The following is a 238-nucleotide window of genomic DNA, read 5'->3' as shown; positions in this document are numbered from 1 at the left end:
AGCCCCGGTACATTTTCGGCGCAGAATCACTCGGCTAGTGAGCTATTACGCACTCTTTAAATGGTGGCTGCTTCTGAGCCAACATCCTAGCTGTCTGTGCAACTCCACCGCCTTTTCCACTTAGGATACACTTAGGGACCTTAATTGGTGGTCTGGGCTGTTCCCCTTTCGACGATGGATCTTATCACTCACCGTCTGACTCCCGGATATAAATCTATGGCATTCGGAGTTTATCTGA

The 238-nt window shown here is 49.2% G+C and carries 1 rRNA gene; it reads right to left on the bottom strand.

The features are described 5' to 3' along the window. A 23S ribosomal RNA gene (locus CES82_RS12245) occupies positions 1-238 on the bottom strand; the annotation flags it as partial.

Source organism: Secundilactobacillus silagincola (assembly GCF_002583405.1).
Taxonomy (GTDB): Bacteria; Bacillota; Bacilli; order Lactobacillales; family Lactobacillaceae; genus Secundilactobacillus; species Secundilactobacillus silagincola.
The sequence above is the reverse complement of the archived record's forward strand: the minus strand, read 5'-3'. Positions and strand labels throughout refer to the sequence as shown.